This is a genomic window from Pseudoramibacter faecis (assembly GCF_036289405.1).
In the GTDB taxonomy this organism is placed as follows: Bacteria; Bacillota; Clostridia; order Eubacteriales; family Eubacteriaceae; genus Pseudoramibacter; species Pseudoramibacter faecis.
In genome coordinates, this window is sequence record NZ_JAYFFI010000006.1 from 28,895 (window position 1) to 43,329 (window position 14,435).

General features: G+C 58.4%; 15 protein-coding genes and 1 riboswitch. Of the genes, 7 read left to right on the forward strand and 8 right to left on the reverse strand.

Annotated elements, in window-relative coordinates:
- Positions 1-176: 176 nt before the first annotated feature.
- The 4 genes from V3C63_RS06050 to V3C63_RS06065 all read left to right on the forward strand — a co-directional run bounded on the left by V3C63_RS06050 (position 177) and on the right by V3C63_RS06065 (position 3,944).
- Positions 177-506: a DUF6465 family protein gene (locus V3C63_RS06050; protein ID WP_329886904.1), complete on the forward strand. Its 330-nt coding sequence runs from the start codon at positions 177-179 to the stop codon at positions 504-506.
- 183 nt (positions 507-689) lie between these two features.
- Positions 690-1,934, forward strand: coding sequence for a serine hydroxymethyltransferase (locus V3C63_RS06055; protein ID WP_329886905.1), 1,245 nt, complete (start codon positions 690-692; stop codon positions 1,932-1,934).
- Between the two features lie 56 nt (positions 1,935-1,990).
- The gene (gene hflX, locus V3C63_RS06060; RefSeq protein ID WP_329886906.1) at positions 1,991-3,307 is read left to right on the forward strand and encodes a GTPase HflX; all 1,317 of its coding nucleotides are present in this window, start codon (positions 1,991-1,993) and stop codon (positions 3,305-3,307) included.
- Positions 3,294-3,944, forward strand: coding sequence for a YigZ family protein (locus V3C63_RS06065; RefSeq protein ID WP_329886907.1), 651 nt, complete (start codon positions 3,294-3,296; stop codon positions 3,942-3,944). Before hflX ends, V3C63_RS06065 begins: the two co-directional genes overlap by 14 nt.
- A gap of 97 nt (positions 3,945-4,041) precedes the next feature.
- Here the strand turns inward: V3C63_RS06065 and cytX are convergent, their stop codons facing one another.
- The 7 genes from cytX to pdxA form a co-directional block, all read right to left on the reverse strand.
- On the reverse strand, positions 4,042-5,241 hold the full coding sequence (gene cytX, locus V3C63_RS06070) for a putative hydroxymethylpyrimidine transporter CytX (protein WP_329886908.1): 1,200 nt from the start codon (positions 5,239-5,241) through the stop codon (positions 4,042-4,044).
- Positions 5,234-6,046 (reverse strand): bifunctional hydroxymethylpyrimidine kinase/phosphomethylpyrimidine kinase, encoded by an 813-nt coding sequence (thiD, locus tag V3C63_RS06075; RefSeq protein ID WP_329886909.1) that lies wholly within the window; start codon positions 6,044-6,046, stop codon positions 5,234-5,236. The genes cytX and thiD overlap by 8 nt, the downstream gene beginning before the upstream one ends.
- A 130-nt stretch (positions 6,047-6,176) precedes the next feature.
- Positions 6,177-6,285, reverse strand: a riboswitch (TPP riboswitch).
- Positions 6,286-6,349: 64 nt separating this feature from the next.
- Positions 6,350-7,123 (reverse strand): DeoR/GlpR family DNA-binding transcription regulator, encoded by a 774-nt coding sequence (locus tag V3C63_RS06080; protein WP_329886910.1) that lies wholly within the window; start codon positions 7,121-7,123, stop codon positions 6,350-6,352.
- A 12-nt stretch (positions 7,124-7,135) separates the two neighbouring features.
- Positions 7,136-7,714, reverse strand: a complete 579-nt coding sequence (locus V3C63_RS06085) for a YcxB family protein (RefSeq protein ID WP_329886911.1) — start codon at positions 7,712-7,714, stop codon at positions 7,136-7,138.
- A gap of 42 nt (positions 7,715-7,756) precedes the next feature.
- Complete coding sequence (locus V3C63_RS06090) at positions 7,757-8,812, reverse strand: 2-keto-3-deoxygluconate permease (protein WP_329886912.1); 1,056 nt, start codon at positions 8,810-8,812, stop codon at positions 7,757-7,759.
- A 21-nt stretch (positions 8,813-8,833) separates the two neighbouring features.
- Complete coding sequence (locus V3C63_RS06095) at positions 8,834-10,186, reverse strand: four-carbon acid sugar kinase family protein (RefSeq protein ID WP_329886913.1); 1,353 nt, start codon at positions 10,184-10,186, stop codon at positions 8,834-8,836.
- A gap of 19 nt (positions 10,187-10,205) precedes the next feature.
- Entirely contained in the window at positions 10,206-11,225 is a 1,020-nt protein-coding gene (gene pdxA / locus V3C63_RS06100; RefSeq protein ID WP_329886914.1) for a 4-hydroxythreonine-4-phosphate dehydrogenase PdxA, read from the reverse strand.
- Positions 11,226-11,857: 632 nt separating this feature from the next.
- Between pdxA and thiW the strand changes: the two genes are divergently transcribed.
- From thiW to pgeF, 3 genes are all read left to right on the forward strand, one after another.
- Positions 11,858-12,388, forward strand: a complete 531-nt coding sequence (gene thiW, locus V3C63_RS06105; protein WP_329886915.1) for an energy coupling factor transporter S component ThiW — start codon at positions 11,858-11,860, stop codon at positions 12,386-12,388.
- Positions 12,385-13,176, forward strand: coding sequence for a hydroxyethylthiazole kinase (gene thiM / locus V3C63_RS06110; RefSeq protein WP_329886916.1), 792 nt, complete (start codon positions 12,385-12,387; stop codon positions 13,174-13,176). Before thiW ends, thiM begins: the two co-directional genes overlap by 4 nt.
- 104 nt (positions 13,177-13,280) lie before the next feature.
- A complete protein-coding gene (pgeF, locus tag V3C63_RS06115; protein ID WP_329886917.1) occupies positions 13,281-14,153 on the forward strand; it encodes a peptidoglycan editing factor PgeF in 873 nt (290 codons plus the stop codon).
- A gap of 65 nt (positions 14,154-14,218) precedes the next feature.
- Here the strand turns inward: pgeF and V3C63_RS06120 are convergent, their stop codons facing one another.
- The gene (locus tag V3C63_RS06120) at positions 14,219-14,431 is read right to left on the reverse strand and encodes a hypothetical protein (protein ID WP_329886918.1); all 213 of its coding nucleotides are present in this window, start codon (positions 14,429-14,431) and stop codon (positions 14,219-14,221) included.
- Positions 14,432-14,435 lie beyond the last annotated feature (4 nt).

The following is a 14,435-nucleotide window of genomic DNA, read 5'->3' on the forward strand; positions in this document are numbered from 1 at the left end:
GCTTTGATTTTTAAAAGCTCTTCATCTTTCTTTACTTTTATGGTACATTGAAAGTATCAAAGCGACATTGTGTCGCTCTGCCGTCTATTTTATATTGTTTATGATATTGTCACGTTTCCGGCTGCTGAACTCAAAACCGCGCCTCTGACCCGGAAAGACAAACAGGAGGTCTCATCATGGCAAGAAAATCATCCAAAAAAGCCGCTGCTGTCAATACTAAGCCGGCTACAACACCCAAAACAACTGCTGCTATCAAAAACAAGTCCACCGCGACCGCGAAGAAAAAGCCCGCCAAGCGCAGCGGCTACAAAAGCGAAGTCATCATTCAGCGGACCAACTTCGAAGCCAGCGTTTCTGAACTGATGGATCACGTCAAGGAAATCTGGACGAAGGACATGGGCAATCTGGTGCGCGATCTGACCGACATCAAGATTTATGTCAACGCGGACGAAGCTGTCGCCTACTATGTAATCAACGGCGACATCAACGGCAAGTTTTCTCTTTGACCCAACGGCGGAGCCGCTCTCGCGGCTCTTTTTTTGTCCTCAAATCCGGGGCTGATCCCCTGCGAATCCATCGTTGCATTTTAACAATCCACTTGATAAAATGTGATTATCATGCCCATCGTTCATTTTCAGGCTGCGATGTACAGCCTTGGTATATCTTTAATTTATTTTTAAGGAGGATTCATGAGATATCAACACGTCAAAGCCACTGATCCGGCTATCTACGATTTGATGGTGAAAGAGCTGCGCCGTCAGCAAAGCCATCTGGAACTCATCGCGTCGGAAAACTTTGTCTCCGAATCGGTGCTGGACTGCATGGGCAGCCATTTAACCAACAAATACGCCGAAGGCCTGCCGGGCAAACGCTATTACGGTGGCTGCGAATTTGTGGACGATGTCGAGCAGCTGGCCATCGACCGCGCCTGTGAACTTTTTGGTGCCGAGCACGCCAATGTGCAGCCCCATTCCGGTGCCCAGGCCAACACCGCGGTTTATGTCGCCCTGCTCAAGCCCGGCGACACAGTGCTCGGCATGTCCTTGGATCAAGGCGGTCACCTGACCCACGGCTCCAAGGTCAACCTCTCCGGTAAACTCTACAATTTTGTGCCCTACGGCGTCGATCCCGAAACGGAATTGATCGACTACGGCGCCATCGAAAGGCTCATCGCCGAACATCAGCCTAAGCTGCTCGTGGCCGGGGCTTCCGCCTATCCCCGGACCATCGACTTCGAGCGCATCGGTAAACTCTGTCACGATGCCGGCGTGATCTTCATGGTGGACATGGCCCACATTGCCGGGCTGGTCGCCGCCGGCGAGCACGTCTCCCCGGTTCCCTGCGCCGATATTGTCACCACCACGACCCACAAAACTCTGCGCGGCCCCCGCGGCGGGCTCATCCTTTGCAAAAAAGAATACGCCGCCGCTATCGATAAAGCCGTTTTCCCCGGCACCCAGGGCGGCCCGCTGATGCACACCATCGCCGGCAAGGCCGTCTGTTTTAAAGAAGCCATGAGCGACAGCTTCAAAGTCTACCAGAAACAGATCGTCGCCAATGCCAAGGCTTTGGCTTCGGCGCTCACCGCCAAGGGCTTTCGCATCGTCTCCGGCGGCACCGACAACCATCTGATGCTCGTCGATGTCTCCGCCGTCGGCATGACCGGCAAAGATGCCGACGACATGCTCGGCGCCGTGAACATCACCGCCAATAAAAACACCATTCCTTTCGACAAACAAAAACCAGCCATTGCCAGCGGCGTCCGCGTCGGCACCCCCGCGGTGACCACTCGGGGACTGGTCGCAGCCGATATGCGGGTTATCGCCGATGCCTTTGAAGACGCGCTGATCAAAAAAGATCCTGATGCGGCCCGCGCTAAGGTCAAAACCCTGACCGACCACTATCCGCTGTATCCCGATATGATCGCCGACTGACGGCAACGGATATTTTTTAAGCGCAGTGAGGGCACTGCGCTTTTGTGCAGCTGCTTATGAAACAACCTTTTTACACCACCGCGCCCCAGCCGGAGCGCGCGTTACTCATCGGCATGGCGTCCGCCGGCGACCCGGCCGCAGGCCGCGCGATGGCGGAGCTTGCCCGCCTGTCCCAAACCGCCGGCTGCGATGTTTTTGCCACGCTGGCGCAGCCCCGCCAAAAGCCGAGTCCCAAAACCTATCTGGGAAAAGGCAAAATCGCCGAAGCTGCCCAGCTCGTCACGGCCAATCAACTGGACCTGATCATCGCGGACGACGAACTCACCCCCGGACAAATCGCCGCCATCGAAGCGGCCGCCGGCTGCAAAGTCATCGACCGCACCGCCTTGATCCTCGACATTTTTGCCCGTCACGCCAGCACCCGGGAGGGCAAGCTCCAGGTCGAGCTCGCCCAGCAGCGTTACCGCCTGAGCCACCTGAAAGGCCTGGGGCAGGTGCTCTCCCGCACCGGCGGCGGCATCGGCACCCGGGGCCCCGGCGAAAAGAAGCTCGAAACCGACCGGCGCCATATCCGCCGCCAGATCGACCGCCTGCAGTGCCAGCTCGATCAATTGGCCCAAACCGGCGCCGTCCGCGCCCAAAGACGCCGGCGGGGCGGCGTGCGCGCCGTCAGCCTCGTGGGTTATACCAACGCCGGCAAGAGCACTCTGTTTAACCGGCTGACCAACGCGGCCGTGCACACCCGGGATGCCTTCTTCGTCACGCTGGACACCACCACCCGCAGAATCAACCCTGAATACGGATACTATCTGCTTTCCGACACGGTGGGCTTCATCGACAAGCTCCCCCACGAACTGATCCGCGCCTTTCGCGCTACACTGGCCGCGGCGGCCGATGCCGATTTGCTGCTGCACGTCGCGGACGCCTCGGATTCCCGGGCGACCGGGAACATCGCCGTGGTCGAACGGGTATTGAGCGAAATCGGGGCCGTCCATCTGCCCCGTCTTCTGGTGTACAACAAAATCGACCGGCTGCCGCCGGATGCCCGCGCTTCGATTCTCGTCCGATGCGCCCGGAGCGACACCTTTGCCATCTCGGCCAAAACCGGGGAGGGTCTGGCGGCTTTAACGGCCGCCATAAGCGAAGTCCTGTCAGCCCAGGATCGGATCCGGAGCTATCTGCTGCCCTACCATGATGGCAAACGGCTCGAGCAGCTTTACCGTCACGCCGAGATTCTTTCCCGGGAAGATAGTCCCGAGGGCATTCGCCTCACCGTTAAAATCGGCAGTGCTTTTCCCGATACCGATTATCGGCCCTTTTTAATCGCTTCTGACCATTCCGACGATCTGGAGGCCACGCATGACCCATTTTAATACGATTTTATCCCGGGGGGAAACCGAGTCTGTCATCAACAAATCCCGCTTCATCGGCCTCGCCTGCCACGTGGAAAGCGAAGCGGATGTCGAGCGCGTGCTTGCTCGGGTCCGCAAGGCACACTACAAGGCCACCCACGTGTGCTCTGCCTATATCCTCGCCACCGAGCCCGAACGCCAAAAGGCCAGCGACGACGGCGAGCCTTCCGGCACCGCGGGCAAACCCATTTTGGACGTCATCGCCCGGCGGGAGCTCAAAAACGTGCTGGTGCTGGTGGTTCGCTATTTCGGCGGTATCAAGCTCGGGGCCGGCGGCTTGATCCGCGCCTACGCCGGCGCGGCCAATCAAGTGCTCGATTCGGTGCCGACGGTGCGTCGGCAGTGGTGCGACACCCTGCGCATCACCATCGATTACACCCAATACGGCGGGCTCAGGCAAAAGCTGAGCGATCAGCACCAGCCCCATTATCAGCCGGTTCAAGAGCGCTTTGCCGACACAGTCGCCCTGGATTTCGAGCTGCCGGTGGAGGAGAGCGAGGCCTTTGTCGCCTTTATCACCGAGGCGACCAACGATCGCTTTTCTTTAGAAAAGGGCGAGCCCAAATGGGTGAACACCCTGGCCGGCTCGCCTCAATAAATACGGCCAAAACAAAAAAGGCGGCCATCCGAGGGCGTCGGGAATCTTTCCCCGCGCCTCAGGTGACCGCTTTTTTATTTTGCGGTTTTTATATTTTTCATTTTGAAGAACGGGCCGTTTTGGCGCGCCCCTTGGCCATACGCTCCGCGATCAGGCAAAGCACCATGGTGAGCACCATATCCGGCAGGGTACTGCCCACGGAAAGATCCGCCCGCATCAAAAGCCGGTAGACCCCAAAGCCCACCGCCCAGATCGCAAGATTTCGCCAGTCGACGGCCGCGTCCCAACGGCTGCGTTTTAAAATAAAGAAATCCGCGATCTGCACGGCGATCATCGGCGCAAAGACCGAGCCGATCAGATATAGAAAGTTTGTGATGTCGTCCATATTAAAGAAGATGGCCGCGACGATCCCCGCCAGCGTTACGGCAATAGCCAGCCACTTGCCGCCCACCCGCGCATTCAAACTTTCCGCCGAGATCCCCGCCGACCATGCGTCGAGAAAGGTGGTCGTCACGGTGGAAAGAATCAAAATGATCAACGCCGCGACGCCGAGCCCCGCCTTGATCATAATCGCCGCGATATTGGTTTCCCCGGTGAAAATAGCCGCTCCCATGCCGATGATATACATCCAGACCGAGACCAGCCCATAAACCAGCGTGCTCGTCAGGGTCGCCGCAAAGGGCCTATCGGCTTCCCGGGTATAGTCCGAGATCAGCGGCAGCCAGGACAGCGGCATCGCCACGGCCAGCTCCACCGCCGCGCCAAAGCTCAGGCTTCCTGCCGAAGCCGCCGCCGCAGACGCTCCATCACCCGAAAAGATCACCTTGCAGAGAATCAGCGTGAGCACAAAGAGCGCTGCCATCGCCGCCTTGTTGATCGCCCCCAGATTGGTGATGCCCACGAGGATCCACACCGCGATGAGCCCGCCGATCACCAGGCACCACACCCAATGCCCCACGGCAAAAACACTGCCGGTCGCCTGAGCCCCATCATAAATCATGATGGCCGTCCAGCCCGCCAATTGCAGCACATTAAGCGCGGCAAAGAGCCGACCGCCCTTCTTCCCGAAGCTCATCTTCACCGTCTCCATAGCCGAGCGACGGGTCCGTCCGCCGATCAGTCCGGCCAGAAAGAACAGCCCGCAGCCAATGAGATGCCCGACGACAATGGCCAGAAGCCCCCGACCAAAACCCAGCGGCGCAAAATAGGTCCCCGTTAAAATTTCGGCGATGGATACCGCCGCGCCGAACCAGATCAGACCGTTTTGAAAGCTGGTGGTCCGCTTTGATTCATTCATCCGAGACCTCCTCACGATACGCCGCCTTGATGTCGAAGGCGTGGTTCATCGGACCGGCGCCCTGCCCCAGATCGAGGCCGTCCGCCAGCGCGCCGGAGAGATAGGCCTTGGCCCGTGCCACCGATTCGGCCAGCGCATAGCCCTTGGCCAGATTCGCCGCGATGGCCGACGAGAGGGTGCAGCCCGTGCCGTGGGTATTGGGGTTATTGATGCGCCGTCCGTTAAACCAGCGCAGCCGCCCGTCCTGCCAGAGCAAATCGTTGGCGTCGCTGATGCTGTGACCTCCCTTTACCAGCACGGCACATCCGCAGCGCTCACCGATTTTTGCCGCAGAACGTTCCATCGCTACCGGCGTCTCGATGGGCATTTCGGACAAAATCTGGGCCTCGGGAATATTGGGCGTGATCACCTCGGCCAAAGGCAGCAACCCACACCTCAGGGCTTCAATGGCGTCATCCTGCAAAAGCTTCGCGCCGGAAGTCGCCACCATCACCGGATCGAGCACGATGTGCCGCACTCGGTAGGTCTTTAATTTCTCGGCGATCACCGCAATTAATTCCTCCGACGAGACCATACCGATTTTCACCGCGTCGGGGAAAATATCCGTGAAAACCGCGTCGAGCTCCTGCCTGAGAAAATCGGGCGTCACGTCCATGATGGCGGTGACGCCGGTGGTGTTCTGGGCTGTGAGCGCCGTAATGGCGCTCATCGCATAAACCCCGTTCAGGGTCATGGTCTTTAAGTCCGCCTGGATACCGGCGCCGCCGCTGGTATCAGAACCGGCGATTGTCAATGCTGTTTTCATTCAATGCCTCCTTGTGGTTGTTTTGCAGCATCCCATTTGCCCCGACGCAAGGTGGTGCCCCCAATGCGCCGGCCTTCATCGCAAAGCCCCAAATCTCGCCAATAAAAAACAGGCACGGTCGTGCCTGCGTTAAAAAGTTCGATGATTTCCCTCCGTTGGCATGATCCAAATCAGGTTGTGGGTCAAAACCTGGCTGGTTTTTTCTCAGCCCGCGCCAGCAGACTCCCCAATGCGATGAATTTTTCGATTACCATTACTTTACCAAAAAAAGCGCCCGCGTTAAAGCCCTTTTTAACGCGCGCGCTATTCTGCCACCACCAAATGGATCTGCTGTGCCGCGGCCTTTTGGCGGTCGCTTTCGGAAATGCGATTGTCAGTGATGATCTGATGCACTTCGGCCATCGGGCAAATCACCGAAAAATAGCCGTTGCCGAATTTACTGCTGTCCGCCAGCACATAAACCCGATCGGTCGTCCGGAGAATCGCCTGCTTGATCTGCATCTGCGGCGCCGCGATGGACGTCAGGCCGATTTCAAAGTTGATGCTGTGCACGCCGATGAAGGCCTTGTCCACCTTGAAGCCAGCAATGCTCCTTTCGGCCAGTTCTCCCATCGTCGCCGGCAAAAACCCGCCGACGTTGCCGCCGATCATATAAAGCTCCACATGGGGCAGATTGGCCAATTCATTGGCCGATGCCAGCGAATTGGTCACAACCGCCACATTTTTTTCCGAGTGCGCTTTAATCATCAAAGCCAGATAAAAACAGGTTGTCGAATCGTCGAGCAAGATGATGTCCTGATCCTCGATGTAGCCATAGGCACAGGCGGCGATGCTTTTTTTCTCCGCCACGTGCTGGTGAATATGCCGGCCGTGATACTTCTGATCAAAATCTTCCTGCGCCTCGTCGATGCGCAATGCGCCTCCGTGAACCCGGATCAGCTGACCCGCTTCGTCCAGTTCCTTGATTTTTGTGCGGACCGTGACGGCAGAACACGCCAGCTCCCGGCTGAGCTCCTTAACGCTGACCTTGCCCTTTTGCTGCAGCATCTGAAGAATTCTGATCTTTTTTTCGTCCAACTTTTTCCCCTGTTATGGCATCCTGACGTTTTTCAGGCCCAATTGCCTGGTGATCATCGTAAATGCGGGGACAAACCGATCGCCGAAATCGCCCTTCGGAATCACGATCGCCTCGTCGCTGTCGAGGTAAATGCCGATGGTTTTCGGCGTGACCACGGCCCGGCGCATCTCGCTCCACGGATAAATCTTCCGGTTTGCTCCCTGCTCGCCAATAATACCACACTTTTCAGAAAATGTCATCCGAACCGGCAAACGATAACGGCTTTCGCGCATGGCTTTTCGCGCACGCCACTGCAGGGTCAGCGGCGTATATCCCAGAAAGACGATGGCCGCAGCCATATAAAGACCGCAGGCCGCCGCGCCGATCCCGGCGTTCACATGCCGGAAAACGCCGACAAACGCCACGGCGAGCCCCAGCACGTTCGCAGCAAAGCCCGACGCCTTGGAATAGGCGTGAAACAAATAAAAATCAAAGAGCGCCGGAACCGTCATCTGAACGCGAAAGGTGAGGTCCGGCAAGGGCTTGCCGGTATCGATCGCCTCGGCCACGGCCTTCGCGTCCATCGGTTCGTTATGCATGGATTCGTCCATCCGTCTGTGCCCCCTTTCATATCAAAGGGAAACCTGCCGCGCTCAGCGTGTCGTGTCCGCGATGGTTTCAAGGCCCTTTTGATAGGCCCAGCCTTCGGGAGAATAAATGCCCTTCTGCCGCTTCATCATGTAACGGTCGAACGCCGCCGTGATGAACGGGCACAGGAAAAGCGTGATGATGGATGCCGTCGCGCACTGGGCGGTGGCGATGCCCGTGTATTTTTTCATGGAGGGGTCCGCTTCGGCCACCGCCGCCGGCGTCATCGCGGAATTGAGCGCTGTCGTCCCGATGGCCGCGCCCATGGCGTTTCTTTCCTTCCTGGGCAAAATCAGATTGATCAGGAAGAAGAAGATCACCGCCGTCGCCGCCGAAATCAAACCGAGGATGATCCCCGAAGCCCCCGCCGTCAAAATCGTCTTGATGTCCGTCTTGGCGCCGATGGAAATCGTCATGAAGAAGGTGACGATGGGCTGCGCGGTTTTGCAGGCCGCGCGGAAGTGGCTGTCCAGATTGCCCCAGACAAATCCGACGAGAATCGGAATCAGCACCGCGACGAGCGACATCAGCGGGATATTGGCCAGGCCCGTCGCGCCGAGGGCCACCAGGGTGAAGAACGGTCCGTCGTTGAGCGACAAGATCGAAATGGCGCCGGTGTCCGTCGCGTTTCCGAACTGACTGGATAACGAAATATATAAGGATCCGTTGGAATTGGTGATCGCCGCGATCCACACAAAGGGCGCGATGCCCAGAAATCCGGCGGGACCGCACAATTTGCCGACGATCAGCCCGACCAGCACGCCGAGAATAAATTTAAAGCCCGTCATCGTGACGCCTTTATAAAGGGGCATCCCGACCTGCTTGATGTCGATCATCGACCCGCACACGATCAGGAAGAAGCCCATCATGCAGGCATTTCCCTCGTAAAACAGCGCGGTGACGTAGCCGCCGATCTTAAAAAACTGCGGCACAAAGGTCGCCAGCAGCACCGCGATGACCAGCGGAATAATGACGAGGCCGCCCGGCAGCTCGCCCATCTTCTTGAGAATCTGAAAATCCCGCCGCTTGTGTTCCTGATTCGTTGTCTGTTCTTTGTCCATTTTTTCCTCTCTCCTGTGCAATTAATTTTCTCTCTGACGCGCCGCTTCCAAAAACAAGCGGTCGACAATCTTCCCTGCGATCTGATCGTCCCCGGTCAGGCCGCCCTTGCCGACGATGGGCAGGCCGGCGTACTCTCCCGTCAGGCAGCCGATATCCGTCTGGGGGATCACGTAATCGCGGACTTCAATGCAGCCGACGCCCATTTGATAGCACACGTTGACCATGGTATCCCCGCCGGTGGTATAAAGCCCGGCCACCTTGTCTCTGCCCGCCTGAGCCAGGGTGTCTGCAACGATGCTGCCAAGCCCGGCGTTGATGCAATTGGCGCTCACACCCCGGGCGTATCCATGACGCCGGTCCTCCTCGTCAAGATCCAGCAGATCGCCGTGCAGCGCCGTCTCCAGCAAAATTGCCCGGGGCTGCTCCGGCTGCTTTAAAAGCCGCACCGTTTGTTCAACCGCTTTCGCGATTTCCGCCGTCGCGGTTTCCGCTCCGTGAATCAGCGCCAGCGGGTCCACCTCGATATGCGCGACGCGATCGTCCTCGCATAAAACAGCCATCTGCCGCTTGGTCACCGGGGTCGCACTGCCGGCGGCGATCAGCACGGTCTTGCCGGACACCGGCGGGACATCCGGCACATTGGGCTGCTCAATCTCTGTGAGGCCTCGGTGAAAAGCCAGCTTCGCCGTGAACGGGCCGGGATCCACCGCCAGAATCGGCCGCCCCAGCCCGATGGCCGCCCGGGCGATCACATCGATATCCTCGATGGCGATGGCATCCATCAAAATCACTTTTGCGCCTGCTGCCGCTTTGCCTGCCAGCGCTTTTTTGACAGCCGCTTCTCCCGCAAGCACCGTCTCCAGCGTGACCAAATCCGTCCGGCGCCTGGTTTGCCCGGCGATCAGCTTCGGAATATAGTTTTCTGTCACCGGCGTGCGCACATCCTGCGCGACCGGCGTGCGAATCAGCGCCACGTTATCGATCACCGAAAAACCGCCGACCATGATGCGTCTTGACTGCGGCATCGCCGGCACGACCACCGCCAGCGTGTCCTCCGGCAGGCGGTCGAGCATCGCGTCGATTTCGGTGCCGATGCCGCCGCGCAGCGTCGTGTCGATGCGCTTCGAAAAGTAGCGCGCCCCCAGCTTTTTAAGCGCGTCTGTCGCCGAGGCGACCCGTCCGTAGGCCTCTTCTGCCGAAAGCGCTCGCGAGCTGCTGCTGATCAAAACCGCGTCGAGCGCCGACAGATCCTCGGCGCCTTCGGCCTCATCCACATTAAAAAATACGGCCGTCCTGGCTTTGGATCTTGCCAGCAAAACCCCGGTGGTTGTCGCGCCGGTCAAATCATCGGCCACCACACCTATTTTTGGCATCTCGTCCCCCCTTGTTTTATTATTCCGCCGCCCCGCCGTGCTTTCTGATCGCGTATTCCGCGCACACTTTGGTCGACTCGATCAGGCTGACACAATTCGCAATGCCCTTCCCGGCGATATCGAAGGCCGTGCCGTGATCCACCGAGCCGCGGATAAACGGCAGCCCCCAGGTGATCGTGACCGATTTTTCAAAATCGAGGGTCTTGCAGGCGATGTGCCCCTGGTCGTGATATTCCGACAAGATGGCGTCAAACTTGCCGCTCTTGCCGATATTGAAGATCGAGTCGGCGGGAATGGGCCCGACAGCGTTGATGCCCTCGGCCTTCGCCGCTGCAACCGCCGGTTCGATTTCGTCGATTTCTTCCCGGCCGAACAAGCCGTTATCGCCGTTGTGGGGGTTGATCCCCGCCACCGCGATAAGCGGATGGTCGATGCCGACGCCTCGCAGCTCTTTATCGATGTTGCGGATATAATCGAGCACGACATCCTTAGTGGCAAAATGAACCGCGTCGATGAGCGACATGTGCCGGCTGACGAAAAACACCCGCAGCTTGTGACAGGAAAACATTGTCAGCGCGTAAGGGGATTTGGTCGCATTTTGATAAATTTCTGTGTGGCCCGGTTCCTTCACGCCGGCCAGTTTAATCGCCTGCTTGTTAATCGGCGCCGTCGAAACCGCGTCGACCTTCCCGGCCAAACCCAGCTCGATGGATTTCATGATGAAATCAATGGCCATCTGTCCGGCCAGCCTCTGAACCGTGCCCCACTGCAGCGAATCGGTGTCGTAATCCCCGGTTTCGATAACGTCGATGACCCCGAAGGTGTATTCGGCTTCGGTGGGATTCGAGATCCGGTGGAACTGAACGCTTTTGCCCAAAACGGCTGCGGCTTTTTCAAGCACGGTTACACTGCCGATCACAAAGGGCCTGCAGCAGGCATGAATATCGCGATTCAGCATCGTCCCAATTACCGTTTCAGGGCCGATGCCGACCGGGTCGCCCATGGTAATGGCCATAACGGGTTTAAATTGTGTTGCCATTTTAAAGTCCTTTCGTTTGTTTTCTTTTTTCTTCGTTTATTGTTTCAATTTTCTTCATCATCTATTCTATCAGCTCATTTAATCCATTTCAAGTCGTTTTTAATTATTTTTTAAATTATTTTCCTTTCTTTTATTTTTGGATTTTTATTTTTTTCTTATGTTTCTTTGATTCCCCGACGCGGATACCCCGTCTTTGACAATTTGACAATCGCCGTTCTCCGTGGGATAATCAATTTGTTTCACACAGGGGAGCCACGCGCTGAGAGGAAGCCTTTGCTTCGACCCTTCACCTGATGCGGATAATGCCGACGTAGGAAGTGCCTGGATCACAACGATGCTCAAAACGGCAGGCCGCGATGGCGCTCCTGCCGTTTTTGTTGTTTGATTCAATCTGCGCACAGCGCGAAAGGATGTGACCATTGGGAAGATAGGCACCTGCAGCCGCGGGAGCGGGCCGGAGGGGAGCGCCTCGGGTCCGAGCCGATACCAGCGATGGGAAGCCGTGTTCCGGCGTGAGAGGAGACCAGCGAGTCTCGACCGAGAAACGTCGTCCGGCCCGGGCGATCTGTCGTCTTTGGAAGACCGCTGCTCTTGGCGGCTCCGCTTTGAATGTTTTCCTTCAGGAGGTTCTCGTGTCTCAATCTACTTTTAATACGCGCAAGCTTGCCATTGCGGCCCTGCTTTGTGCCCTCGCCGTCATCGGCTCTTTGTTTTCTTTTCCGGTTTTCGGTTCCAAATGCGCACCGGTGCAGCACATGGTCAATATTCTCTGTGCCGTCCTGCTCGGGCCTTTCTGGGGCGTGTTCGTCGCCTTTGCCGCAAGCCTTCTGCGCAATCTCTTCGGCCTCGGCACGGTGCTGGCCTTCCCCGGCAGCATGTGCGGCGCTTTGCTTTGCGGCTTGGTTTACTGGCGCTTTAAAAATCTTTTTGCCACCCTGGCAGCAGAAATCTTTGGCACCGGCATCGTCGGCGGTCTGCTGTCCTATCCCGTCGCTGTGACCTTCATGGGGATTGCCGCCGGTTCCGTTGCATTTTACGCCTTTGTGGTGCCCTTTCTGATTTCCACAATCGGCGGCGCCATCCTCGCCGGTATTCTGGTTGCTGCCCTGCAGAAGAGCGGCGCCTTGGGCAGGATGCAACTGAGCCTTCGTCCTCGCGCATGAGCGACCGTCTAAAAGCTTTGCGCGCGGCCCGGCCGCTGGTGCATTGCGTCGCCAATACGGTCTCCTCCGAGAGCTGTGCCAACCTGCTGCTGGCCCTCGGAGCGAGCCCCATCATGGCGCACGCTCCGGAGGAAATGGCCGCTGTCACCGCCGCAGCCCAGGCCACCGTGCTCAATACCGGCACCCCGGATGCCGCCAAATGGACCGCCTGCTGCACCTGTCTTCGCGCCGCCGATCATCCCGTCGTTCTCGATCCGGTCGGCGTCGGCGTGAGTCCCTGGCGCAAGACGGCCATTCGCCAATTGCTCGCCATCCGGTCTCCAGCCATTTTGCGGGTCAATGCCGGCGAAGCCCAAACCCTCCTGGGTATGGACAGCCGCAGCCAGGGCGTTGACTGCCCCAAGGGACTTCCCCGCGATCAGGCGACGTCCCTGGCGCGGCGCCTCGCCCAAATCCGGCGCTGCGTGGTTTTACTCACCGGTACGCTGGACGCTGTCAGCGACGGCCAAAGAACCTATTGCATTGCCGGCGGCTCCCCACTGATGAGTCAAATCACCGGCAGCGGCGATATGCTCTCCTGCCTTTGCGGCGCCTTCGCCACGGTGGCCGATGCCTTCACGGCGGCCGTCACCGCATCCGCTTTCTGGAAGCTTTGCGCCGAGCGCGCGGCGGCAACCACTTCGGCTCCCGGCTGCCTTCGCGCCGCTTTAATCGACAACGTCTATACCGTCGACGATCACGAGCTCGCGGCGGCCATGGCGGGGCGCGGCCTTTTATCCTTCATCTGACACGCGCCGCGTGTCTTTTTTATTTGCAAAACCAACCCGTCTTGCATACAATAAGGCCATCCCATCCGGACTTAAAATTTCATTCGAGCACATGTGAGGTTATCATGCACCGCTTTCATCCCATTCGCCGCAAAGGTCCCCGCCCGGTAATGCGTCAGCAGGTTTACGAAGCCGAGGGCATCGCCACCGAAATCCTGACCTTCCCCAGCCTCGATGCCACCGGCATCGTCGATCATTTTTTCTCCACCCGCATCGGCGGCCACAGCACCGGCGACTGCGCCGAAATGAATTTTAACTTTCACCGCGAGGCCGACGCCCGGTCTGTCGCTGCCAACTATCGCCGGGCCGCTGCCATTCTGGGCGGCGGGCGCACCATCTCTGACTTTGTCATCACCCGGCAGACACACAGCGATCATATCCGACGCGTGACCGCGGCCGACCGAGGACAGGGCGTTGCCCGGCCGGCGGACTACAACGCCGTCGACGCCTTGATCACCAACGAGTCCGGCATTATTCTCGCTGCCTATACCGCCGACTGCGTGCCCGTATATCTGGTGGACCCGGTGCACCGGGCCATCGGCCTGGCCCATTCCGGCTGGCGGGGTACCGTCGCCAAAATCACAACTAAAACCCTAGCCGCCATGCACGCGGCCTACGGCACGAACCCTGCAGAGTGCATCTGCGCCATCGGCCCGTCCATCTGCCGGGATTGTTATGAAATCTCCGAAGATGTGGCCGATGCCTTCCGCGGCGCTTTCGGCGCGGATGCCGCGTCACTGCTCACACCCGCGCGTCCAGGCCACTGTCTGCTCGATCTTTGGGCCGCCAACCGCCTGATCCTCGAGGATGCCGGCGTGCCCTCCGCCGCCATCGCCGTCACCGATATCTGCACCCGCTGCAACTCCGAGCTACTCTTCTCCCACCGCGCCGCCGGCGAGCGCCGGGGCAACTGCTGCGCGTTTTTGAGTTTAAAATGATTTTCTTCAATAAAAAAACGCCGCTTCCTTTTTCACCCTTCGATGATTCGGAAACGGCGCCTGCTTTAGCACGCGGCCCTCAGCCAGCGAATGAGCCACACCACGCCCAGAAGCACAAAAACGCCCCCGGCCGCGCAACAAAAGATGGCCACACCGCGTTCGGTACCCGCTGCCGCCTTGCCCCCGCCATAAAGCAGCAGCAAAAAACCAAAGGCCAGATTCGCCAGCATGCTGCTCATCGCCTGCTGTTTCGAATAGTTTTTATTCCGATTGAACAAAGAA

Bases quoted from the DNA above. Each gene is read 5' to 3' on its own strand.
- V3C63_RS06050 (WP_329886904.1), top strand. From the start codon at position 177: ATGGCAAGAAAATCATCCAAAAAAGCCGCTGCTGTCAATACTAAGCCG.
- V3C63_RS06055 (WP_329886905.1), top strand. From the start codon at position 690: ATGAGATATCAACACGTCAAAGCCACTGATCCGGCTATCTACGATTTG.
- hflX (WP_329886906.1), top strand. From the start codon at position 1,991: ATGAAACAACCTTTTTACACCACCGCGCCCCAGCCGGAGCGCGCGTTA.
- V3C63_RS06065 (WP_329886907.1), top strand. From the start codon at position 3,294: ATGACCCATTTTAATACGATTTTATCCCGGGGGGAAACCGAGTCTGTC.
- cytX (WP_329886908.1), bottom strand. From the start codon at position 5,241: ATGAATGAATCAAAGCGGACCACCAGCTTTCAAAACGGTCTGATCTGG.
- thiD (WP_329886909.1), bottom strand. From the start codon at position 6,046: ATGAAAACAGCATTGACAATCGCCGGTTCTGATACCAGCGGCGGCGCC.
- V3C63_RS06085 (WP_329886911.1), bottom strand. From the start codon at position 7,714: ATGGACGAATCCATGCATAACGAACCGATGGACGCGAAGGCCGTGGCC.
- V3C63_RS06090 (WP_329886912.1), bottom strand. From the start codon at position 8,812: ATGGACAAAGAACAGACAACGAATCAGGAACACAAGCGGCGGGATTTT.
- V3C63_RS06095 (WP_329886913.1), bottom strand. From the start codon at position 10,186: ATGCCAAAAATAGGTGTGGTGGCCGATGATTTGACCGGCGCGACAACC.
- pdxA (WP_329886914.1), bottom strand. From the start codon at position 11,225: ATGGCAACACAATTTAAACCCGTTATGGCCATTACCATGGGCGACCCG.
- thiM (WP_329886916.1), top strand. From the start codon at position 12,385: ATGAGCGACCGTCTAAAAGCTTTGCGCGCGGCCCGGCCGCTGGTGCAT.
- pgeF (WP_329886917.1), top strand. From the start codon at position 13,281: ATGCACCGCTTTCATCCCATTCGCCGCAAAGGTCCCCGCCCGGTAATG.